Origin of the sequence: Edaphobacter sp., from assembly GCF_035763405.1 — a bacterium.
GTDB lineage: Bacteria > Acidobacteriota > Terriglobia > Terriglobales > Acidobacteriaceae > Edaphobacter.
Genome location: NZ_DASUBE010000071.1, coordinates 49463 through 59037, shown reverse-complemented (window position 1 = coordinate 59037; position 9575 = coordinate 49463). Strand labels below are relative to the sequence as shown.

The 9575-nt window shown below is 62.0% G+C and carries 10 protein-coding genes; 3 read left to right on the top strand and 7 right to left on the bottom strand.

The genetic code is table 11. The features are described from left to right. The 7 genes from ilvD to VFU66_RS07240 all read right to left on the bottom strand — a co-directional run. A partial coding sequence (gene ilvD, locus VFU66_RS07270) for a dihydroxy-acid dehydratase domain-containing protein (protein ID WP_326445579.1) occupies positions 1-1268 on the bottom strand: 1268 nt, incomplete at its 3' end. A gap of 104 nt (positions 1269-1372) precedes the next feature. Continuing rightward, entirely contained in the window at positions 1373-2008 is a 636-nt protein-coding gene (gene leuD / locus VFU66_RS07265; RefSeq protein ID WP_326445578.1) for a 3-isopropylmalate dehydratase small subunit, read from the bottom strand. A 203-nt stretch (positions 2009-2211) separates the two neighbouring features. After that, entirely contained in the window at positions 2212-3714 is a 1503-nt protein-coding gene (locus VFU66_RS07260) for a 3-isopropylmalate dehydratase large subunit (RefSeq protein WP_326445577.1), read from the bottom strand. A gap of 4 nt (positions 3715-3718) precedes the next feature. Then, positions 3719-4447 carry a hypothetical protein gene (locus tag VFU66_RS07255; RefSeq protein WP_326445576.1) on the bottom strand — a complete coding sequence of 243 codons (729 nt, stop codon included), beginning with the start codon at positions 4445-4447 and terminating at the stop codon, positions 3719-3721. Beyond that, the gene (locus VFU66_RS07250) at positions 4444-4635 is read right to left on the bottom strand and encodes a hypothetical protein (protein ID WP_326445575.1); all 192 of its coding nucleotides are present in this window, start codon (positions 4633-4635) and stop codon (positions 4444-4446) included. Before VFU66_RS07250 ends, VFU66_RS07255 begins: the two co-directional genes overlap by 4 nt. Further along, entirely contained in the window at positions 4632-5729 is a 1098-nt protein-coding gene (gene leuB / locus VFU66_RS07245; protein ID WP_326445574.1) for a 3-isopropylmalate dehydrogenase, read from the bottom strand. Before leuB ends, VFU66_RS07250 begins: the two co-directional genes overlap by 4 nt. A 129-nt stretch (positions 5730-5858) precedes the next feature. Then, on the bottom strand, positions 5859-7037 hold the full coding sequence (locus VFU66_RS07240) for a 2-isopropylmalate synthase (protein ID WP_326445573.1): 1179 nt from the start codon (positions 7035-7037) through the stop codon (positions 5859-5861). A 126-nt stretch (positions 7038-7163) separates the two neighbouring features. Between VFU66_RS07240 and VFU66_RS07235 the strand changes: the two genes are divergently transcribed. The 3 genes from VFU66_RS07235 to VFU66_RS07225 all read left to right on the top strand — a co-directional run bounded on the left by VFU66_RS07235 (position 7164) and on the right by VFU66_RS07225 (position 9483). Then, entirely contained in the window at positions 7164-8087 is a 924-nt protein-coding gene (locus tag VFU66_RS07235) for a LysR family transcriptional regulator (protein WP_326445572.1), read from the top strand. A 109-nt stretch (positions 8088-8196) separates the two neighbouring features. After that, positions 8197-8691, top strand: coding sequence for a Spy/CpxP family protein refolding chaperone (locus VFU66_RS07230; protein ID WP_326445571.1), 495 nt, complete (start codon positions 8197-8199; stop codon positions 8689-8691). 186 nt (positions 8692-8877) lie between these two features. Then, entirely contained in the window at positions 8878-9483 is a 606-nt protein-coding gene (locus VFU66_RS07225; RefSeq protein WP_326445570.1) for an outer membrane beta-barrel protein, read from the top strand. The last annotated feature ends 92 nt before the right edge of the window (positions 9484-9575 follow it).

Here is a 9575-nt window from a genome sequence, read left to right as displayed (position 1 = left end):
CCTGCGACCTTGATGACGCAGCCATCTGGCGCGAGGTTGCCCTTGAGGATGACGAGGCCGCCGGTGGGCTTGAGCGGCGAAGACCACTCGCGGATGATGACCTGGCCGGGCGTCTCCTGCGCTGTGGCTGCCTCTTCGCGGATCGTCTTGCCCGTGACCGTCGGGGTTTTGCCGTGGAGCAGGCCCTTGTCGAGGAGGCGCCTGGCGAGGAGGCGCGAGCCGCCTGCGTCCTGGTAGTCCTTGGCGACGTACTTGCCGCCGGGTTGGAGATCGCAGATGAAGGGCGTCTTCTCGCTGATGCGGTCGAAGTCGTCCATGGTGATGGGGATTTGGAGTTCGTGCGCGATGGCGATCAGGTGCAGCACGGCGTTGGTCGAGCCGCCCGAGGCGCAGACTGCGGCGATGGCGTCTTCGAGTGACTGGCGCGTGATGATCTGAGATGGCTTGAGGCCGCTGCGGACGAGGTCCATGACGAGCTTGCCAGCTTCGCGTGAGGCTGCGTGCTTGTCCTTGGACATGGCGGGGACGCCGGTGATCTGGATGGGAGAGATGCCGAGGAACTCGCCGGACATGGCCATGGTGTTGGCGGTGAACTGGCCGCCGCAGGCTCCGGGGCCGGGGCAGGCCGCGGCCTCGACGGCTTCGAGCTGCGCGTCGGTGATCTTGCCGGCGGCGTGCGAGCCGATGGCCTCGAAGACCTGCTGGATGGTGATGTCGATCTCTTTGCTGCCGTCTTTTGCTGTGCCGGACTCGGGGATGTTGCCGGGGAGCGGCTTGCCGTCCGCGCCGACGTGCAGGTGGCCGGGCATGATGGAGCCGCCGTAGAGCATGAGGCCGGGGATGTCGAGGCGTGCGAGGGCCATGATGGCTCCGGGCATATTTTTGTCGCAGCCTGCGATGCAGACGAGGCCGTCGAAGGAGTTGCCGCGCGTGACAAGTTCAATGGAGTCGGCGATGACTTCGCGTGAGATGAGCGAGGCTTTCATGCCTTCGGTGCCCATGGTGATGCCGTCGGAGATGGTGACGGTGTTGAACTCCATGGGCGTGCCGCCTGCCTCGCGGATGCCTTGCTTGACGGCTTCGGCGACGTCGCGGAGATGGAAGTTGCAGGGGCCGATCTCGGTCCAGGTGTTGGCGATGCCGATGATGGGCTTGTGCAGGTCTTCTTTGCTGAAGCCTACGCCGCGCAGCATGGCGCGGGCGGCGGCGCGGTTGGGGCCTTCGGTCAGGACTGCGGAATTCTTCTTGCCGGCAGAAACGTTCGACATCGGTTGCCTTTCTGAATGTGTCGGGCCTTCAGCCCTTCGTATCTTTGTTGCGTTCTCACCTGGGGCTTCGTCCCAGGCTGGTATGTTGTCGCGCCTTTGGCACTTTATGCAGTGGCGGCTTTTGGTGTGGACCAGAAGTCTTTGTTGTGTTTGGATTCGTAGGCGTCCAGTTCGGATTCGTGGCGCAGGGTGAGGCCGATGTCGTCGAGGCCGTTCAGCAGGCAGTATTTGCGGAACGGGTCGATGTCGAAGTGGGCGTGGAAACCGTCGGCGTCGGTTACGGTCTGGGCTTCGAGGTTGATGGTGAGTTTGTGCTCTGGATTTTTTGTGCAGCGGGACAGAAGCTCCTGCACTTCTTCTTCGGTGAGGCGGACGGCGATGATGCCGTTCTTTCCCGCGTTCGAGAAGAAGATGTCGGCGAAGGTGGGGGCGATGACGGCGAGGAATCCGTACTGCTGAAGCGCCCAGGCGGCGTGCTCGCGCGAGCTGCCGCAGCCGAAGTTGCGCTCGGCGATGAGGATCTGCGCACCCTTGTACTCGGGCTTGTTGAGGACGAAGTCCTTGCGCTCTTCAACGTGGTCGGGCGTGTCGAGGTCGTAGCGCCAGTCGAAGAAGAGGAACTCGCCGTAGCCGGTGCGCTCGATGCGCTTGAGGAACTGTTTGGGGATGATCTGGTCCGTGTCGATGTTGGGCAAGGGCAGTGGGACGGCTTTTGAGGTGAGGATGTTGATGGGTTCCATTGTGGCTCCTCGTAATCTTTGTAAGTTGGTGGAGTGCTTACCCCAGGGGCTAAAGCCCCTGACCTGTAACGCCTTTTGAGAGACCCAAGGCTGAAGCCTTGGGGTACCTAGAAGCGGAGAGGATCTTTACTCTGACAATCCTTGCTTAGGACAGATGCGGATCACCTTACTTAAGGGATCACCTTGCTTAGGACAGATGCTGATCATGATCTCGCCTTCCATTTGCGGATGTCGGTGAAGTGGCCGGTGATGGCGGCGGCGGCGGCCATCTCGGGGCTGACGAGATGGGTGCGGCCTCCACGACCCTGGCGGCCTTCGAAGTTGCGGTTGCTCGTGCTGGCGCAGCGTTCGCCGGGTTGCAGGATGTCGGGGTTCATGCCGAGGCACATCGAGCAGCCGGGTTCGCGCCACTCGAAGCCTGCGGTCTTGAAGATGGCGTCGAGCCCTTCGGATTCGGCTTGGCGTTTGACCGCCTGCGAGCCGGGAACGACCATCGCGCGAATGTGCGTGGCGATGTGGTGGCCTTTGACGACGGCGGCGGCGGCGCGGAGGTCTTCGATGCGGCCGTTGGTGCAGGAGCCGAGGAAGACGGTGTCGATTTTGATCTCTTCGATGGGCGTGCCGGGGGTGAGGCCCATGTACTCGTAGGCACGCTCGAAGGATTTGCGGTCGGCTTCGGTTTTGGCTTCGGCGAGTGTGGGGACATTGCTGGTGATGGTGGTGGTCATGCCCGGCGAGGTGCCCCAGGTGACGGCGGGCGCGAGTGTGGCGGCGTCGATGTGGAGTTCGCGGTCGAAGGTTGCGCCTTCGTCCGTGGGGAGGGTCTTCCAATGGGCGACTGCTTGCTGCCAGAGAGCTTCGTCTATATGAGAAGAACCCACAGGTCCCACGACTCCGCGCTGCGCGCTTCGCTCAGGATGACAATTTTCGGCGATCGTGCCCGGGGAGAAGCGGCGGCCTTTGAGGTAGGCGAAGGTGGTTTCGTCGGGGGCGATCATGCCTGCGCGCGCGCCGGCTTCGATGGACATGTTGCAGATGGTCATGCGGCCTTCCATCGAGAGGGCGCGGATGGCTGAGCCGGCGTACTCGATGACGTGGCCAGTGGCGCCGTCGGTACCGATCTTGCCGATGATGTCGAGGATGATGTCCTTTGCAGTGACGCCGAAGGGCAGGTCGCCATCGACGGTGATGCGGAAGGTTTTGGGCTTCGATTGCGGCAGCGTCTGCGTGGCCATGACGTGCTCGACTTCGCTGGTGCCGATACCGAAGGCGAGCGCGCCGAATGCGCCGTGCGTGGAGGTGTGTGAGTCTCCGCAGACGATGGTCATGCCGGGTTTGGTCGCGCCCAGCTCGGGGCCGATCATGTGGACGATGCCCTGGTCGCGGTCTTGCACATCGAAGAACTCGACGCCGAACTCGGCGCAGTTTTTGCGCAGTGCGTTAACCTGCGCGGCGGAGGTCTGGTCGGCGATGACGAGGCGGTCGGCTGCGCTGGTGGTGGGAACGTTGTGGTCCACCGTGGCGAGGGTGCGGTCGGGGCGGCGGAGCTTGCGTCCGGCCATGCGGAGGCCGTCGAATGCCTGTGGGCTGGTGACTTCGTGGATGAGGTGCAGGTCGATGTAGAGGATGGTCGGCTCGCCCGCGGGCTCGGCTACGACATGCTGCTGCCAGACTTTTTCGAAGAGTGTTTTGGGTGCGATGCTCATTGGTCTAGTTCTGCTCCGTGTTCTGTTCGGTCAGGGGTTTCGTGTTCGGGTGCGGCTGAGTTTGCGGCAGCGTGATGGTGTTTGCGCCGAGTGTCGCGGGCGGGATTGGGTGCGGCGTGCCGTCGGGCGCGACGAGGATGGCGTTGCGAATTTTTTGCAGGATGGTGCTGCCGGAGGGTGGCTCGGCTGTCCAACGGGCGATGCTGTGGACGAGTGCAGCGGGGATGTGGTCTGGGTCGAGCGGCTGATTGGAGAAGACCCAGAGCGTATATTCGGCGCCGGGCTCGCTGGGGGGCTTGTCCTGCTGGATCCAGTTGATGGCGGCGAAGATGACCTGCGGTTCGCGCTGGCCGAGATCGACCCAGATCATGCCGCGATCGGGACAGAAGCGGAAGACGCAGCCGGTGATGGTGAGGTAGCGGTTGTCGTCGGCGAGGACTTTGTCGGGAACGGAGACGAAGTCGAGCACGGTGGCGGCGAGCGGCTTGTAGCCGGTCTTCGCGCTGCCCCAGAAGGTTTGCGGCGCGGTGAAGTACTGGGCGAGGAATGGGCGGAAATGCTGGTCGAGGACGAGGGCATTTTCGCGGCCGTTGGGCGCGGGCGTGCTGTACTGCCAGAGCCACTGGACGTTGCTTTTGGGCGGCGCTGGTTTGCGGTGGAAGAGATCGGCGCGCGCGGTCGTCCCTGCGGCTGCGATGAGGACAATGGCGGCGAGTTGGAGAACGGTTTTCATCGACTGCGGCGTTTTGCGTTTTGCGCTGACTGTTCCTGCGCGATGATCATCAGCCCGTTAGCGACGATAAAGATGATGGCGCCGATGATTAAGATGAGGTGCAGCGGCGTTCCGGTCCAATAGCGATAGACAAGCGCGGCGGCGATGCCGAGGTTGATAAGCACGACTTTGATGCGAAACCACGTCATACGGCGTGCATGGCCTGGCGTAGGTCGATGGATTCGGCAAGCGCCTGGTGGACGAGCTTGCCCATCTCCTGTGTCGTAATCGACGGACGGCCGCGAGCGATGTCGGCGGTGCGATAGCCGGCGTTGAGGACCTTGTGGACGGCTTGTTCGACGGCCTTGGCGTCCTGTTCCAGATTGGCGGAGTGGCGCAGAATCATGGCGGCGGTCAGGATTGCGCCGAGCGGGTTGGCCTTGCCGGTGCCTGCGATGTCGGGCGCTGAACCGTGGACAGGCTCGTAGAGATTGACGGTTCCGCCGATGGTGGCCGAGGGCAACATGCCGAGCGAGCCGGTGATGACGCCGGCCTCGTCGGAGAGGATGTCGCCGAAGAGGTTTTCGGTGAGGACGACGTCGAAGTTGCGCGGCGTGTTCATGATGTGCATCGCCATGGAATCGACGAGCTGGTGTTCGAGCGTGACCTCGGGATAATCCTGGGCGACTTCGGTGACGGTGGCGCGCCAGAGCTGCGAGACTTCGAGGACGTTGGCCTTGTCCACGGAGGTGACTTTCTTGCGGCGCTTGGCGGCAAGCTCGAATGCGATGCGGGCGACGCGGGTGACTTCGGCTTTGGTATAGCGCATCGTGTTGATCGACTCGTTGGTCTCGCGGTTCCACCAGCGCGGCGCGCCGAAGTAGAGGCCGCCGAGCAGCTCGCGGACGAAGAGGATGTCTACGTCTTTGGTGACTTCGGGGCGGAGCGGGGAACTTTCGCTGAGCGCGGCGTAGGCGATGGAGGGGCGCAGGTTGGCGAAGCCTCCGAGAGCCTGGCGGATCTGAAGGAGACCGGCTTCGGGGCGCTTGTCGGGCGGCAGGGCGTTGAACTTGTTGTCGCCTACGGCTCCCATCAGGACGGCGTCGGAGTCGAGTGCGGTGTCGAGCGTCGCAGTGGGGAGCGGCGAGCCGGTCTCGGTGATGGCGATGCCGCCGATGAGGCCCTCGGTGAAGGTGAAGTCGTGGCCGCCGAGCTCGGCTACAGCACGCAGAATGCTGGTGGCTTCACGGGTGACCTCGGGGCCGATGCCGTCGCCGGCGAGAACTGCGATCTTGAGCTTCATTGTGTTCCGTACCTCAGGGCTAAAGCCCCCTGTTGGGTGAATCGTTGTCGGCACGGCTGAAGCTGTGCCCTTAACAAAACCTCTTACCGATATGACGGCGTCGTGGCCTCAATGAATGCCTCATCACCGCTACGAATGCGTGGTGACAGTGGACTTGTCATGCGTGAGCAGGCCGAGCAGGTCCTGGTCGTAGATCTTTTTCTTGTGGTCGGCGAGTTCGGTGAAGCGGTGGTAGACCTCGTCGAGTTGTTCGTGGGTGAGCGTGTGGCCTAGTTTTTTGAAGCGGTCGTCAAGGGCGCGGCGGCCGGAGTGTTTGCCCAGCACGAGGTTGGTGTGGTCTACACCGACGGACCTGGGCGTCATGATCTCGTAGGTGAGCGGGTTGGAGAGAACGCCGTGCTGGTGGATACCCGCTTCGTGCGCGAAGGCGTTGGCTCCGACGATGGCTTTGTTTGGCGCAGGGCCGAAGCTGATGAACTCGGAGAGCAACTGGCTGGTGGGGTAAAGCAGTTCCATCCTGATGTTGTTGGTGAAGGGGAACAGGTCGTGCCGGACCATGAGGGCGGCAGCGATCTCTTCGAGAGCGGCGTTGCCCGCACGCTCGCCAATGCCGTTGATGGCCCCTTCGACCTGGCGCGCTCCGCCGCGGATGCCGGCGAGCGTGTTCGCTGTAGCCATGCCGAGGTCGTCGTGACAGTGGGCGGAGAGAACGACATTTTCGATGCCGGGGACGCGGGCGCGCACGTTGCGGAAGATGGCCTCATACTCGGGCGGCGTAGTGTAGCCGACAGTGTCGGGGATGTTGATGGTGGTGGCTCCGGCCTGGACGGCAACGGTGATGATTTTGATGAGGAAGTCGGGGTCGGTGCGGGTGCCGTCTTCGGTCGAGAACTCGACATCGGGGGTGAAGGTGAGGGCGAGGCGGACGGCCTCGGCTGCCTGGTCGAGTGCTTCTTCGCGCGAGATGCGGAGCTTGTATTCGAGGTGCAGGTCGGAGGTGGCGAGGAAGAGGTGGATGCGGCGGCTGGGGGCGGGCGCAAGCGCGCGTCCGGCGGCTTCGATGTCTTCGCGCTTGGCGCGGGAGAGCGAGGCGATGGTGGGGCCTTTGACCTCGCGGGCGATGGTCTGGACCGAGCTAAAGTCACCGTCGGAGGCGATGGCGAAGCCGGCCTCGATGATGTCCATGCCGAGGTCGCGGAGTTGGTGGGCCATGCGGAGCTTTTCGTCGTGGTGCATGGTGCAGCCGGGGGACTGCTCGCCGTCGCGGAGGGTGGTGTCGAAGAAGAGAATCTGGTTGGGAGCGGGCATATAGGGTATGTACTCTCGATCCTGGACGTTATCATAACGCAGGCTTATGATGACTTCTACGCTTATCAGTATTTCTAATCGCGGTATACGGAACGATTGATTTTCTGAATAGCGGCGAGGTGAGGCTTGGATCTTGTTCAAATGGAGACGTTTCTGGCGGTGGCCGAGGAGCGCAGCTTTTCGCGCGCGGCGGCGCGGCTCCACAGGACGCAGCCTGCGGTGAGCCAGGCGATTGCCAAGCTGGAGAGTGAGCTGGGTGAGGTGCTGTTTGAGCGGTCTTCGCGCGATGGGACGCTGACGGACGCGGGCGAGGTGCTGCGGGAGTATGCGGCTAAGTTGCTGAATCTACGTGGGGATGCCGAGGAGGCGCTGAGCGAGCTGCGGGCGCTGCACCGGGGGCGACTGAATCTGGCTGCGAATGAGTACACGTGCCTGTATCTGTTGCCGCTGTTGGACGAGTTCAGGCGGCAGAACCCGAGGATCAAACTGGCGGTGCAGCGGACGCTGGCGAGCCGGATCTCGGACGAGGTACTGATGCACTCGGTTGAGTTTGGGGTGCTCTCGTTCCGGCCGGATGACACTCAGGTGAAGTCGATGGTGGTGTATCGGGATGAGCTAGCGTTTGTGGTGAACCCCCAACATCCGCTGGCGCGTGAGGAGAAGGTGTCGATCAGGCAGTTGGGGGCGCAGAATTTTATTGCGCACAATGTGCCTTCGCCGCAGAGGCAGAAGGTGATTCAGACGTTTAAGCGGCACAAGACGCCGTTGCAGATGGGTGTAGAACTGCCGTCGCTGGAGGCGATTAAGCGATTTGTGGAGATGGGCAACGGCGTGGCTCTGGTGCCGGGGTTGACGGTTAGGCCGGAGCTGGAGTCGGGCGTGTTGGTGCGGGTGGAGGTGCCGGAGTTGCAGATTGAGCGCAAGCTGCGGCTGGTGTATAGGAAGCAGGCGAATCTGTCGCACGCGGCGCTGGCGTTTCTGAAGGTGGTGGAGGCGTATGCGGCGTCGCATGGGGATCCGTATTGCTTTCAGGCGGAGCGCGGGGTGTAATTTTTCCCGCTACAGCGGAACCTTTGGCGAGAAACCTCGTCTGTACGTTCGAGACCGGGTTGCCGGGTGAACTTGACCGGCGCGGGTTCCACAAGGAGCAGGGATTCCGATGAACAGAATGATTTCGAGTAAACCGATGATGCGGGCGGCCACGATGGCGCTTGCAGCTACGATGTTTTGCGCCATGCCCGTGGTGGCGCAGGACAACACAGCACCTCCACCGCCGCCGCAGCAGCAGGACAACATGGCGCCGCCGCCGCCGAATGGACGTGGCGGGCGCATGAATCCTGAGCGTCAACTGGAGCGGATGACCAAGGAGTTGAACCTGAGCACGGATCAGGTGTCGCAGATCAAGGCGATCAACGAAGATATGCAGAAGCAGGCAATGGCCGTGCGCGATGACTCGACGATTGCACGGTCAGACAAGCGATCGAAGATGATGGACATCCGCAAGGCTTCGCAGGACAAGATCCGTGCGGTGCTGAACGATGAGCAGAAGACAAAGTATGACGCGATGCTGGCAAAGATGCGCGAACGCAGAGGCAGGATGGGCGGAGAGAATGCTCCACCACCGCCACCACCTCCTCCTGCGCCCCAGCAGTAAGGGATGGGCAGACCGGGCCGGGGAGACATCTCCCCGGCTTTCTTGCGTCAGCGGACGACGTGAAGGGGCGGCTTGCGGTTACAATGAAGGACAAGTGACTACGGCGTTCCGTTATGCTTCTCGAATGCGCTGCCCAGGGCTGCGTGAAGGGCGTTTGCGGACGAACTCGAAGGGATTCAGCGAAGAATGAAGAAGATGATTGTGTTGTTGTGCGCACTTGTGCTGTCAGCCGTGGCCGGATATGCGCAGGAGAGCCGGCAGGATGTGAGCATCAGCGGCGTTGGAGCCTTTGCGCCCGTAATCACCGGGAATAGTGTGCAGAAATCGACGACGACGACGCTGGGTTTTCTGGCTAGCTATCGCTATATGCTGACACCCCGGAGCGCGCTGGAGTTGAACTACGGCTATGCGCAGAATACGCAACGTTATATTGTTTACGGCAAATCGTATGGCGGGATTCATACCCTACAGCATGAGATGAGCGGCGCGTATGTTTACAGCCGGAATTATGGGAACTTCAACCCCTTTGCCGAGATCGGCGTGGGCGCGATGATCTTCCATCCGCTCAAGGACGAGGGGACCAATCAGTTCGATGTGAAACAGAATACGAACATCGGCGGGCTCTTCGGCGCCGGGTTGGCATACGAGATCAGCCCCAGCTTTGATATACGGGCCGAGTACCGAGGTTTTCTGGTGAAGACACCGGACTTCGGTCTGCCGGGCGATACCTTCAAGACCAACCGGTATGAGGTGATCTCTTCGCCGTCGATTGGTATTGCGTACCACTTCTAAATTTGGTTCAGACTATTTTGCAGGCGCGGCCTTTCCGGCTGCGCCTTTGCTTTTGAAGGGCTTGAAGGAAGGTCTGTGCCTCAATCAAAAGG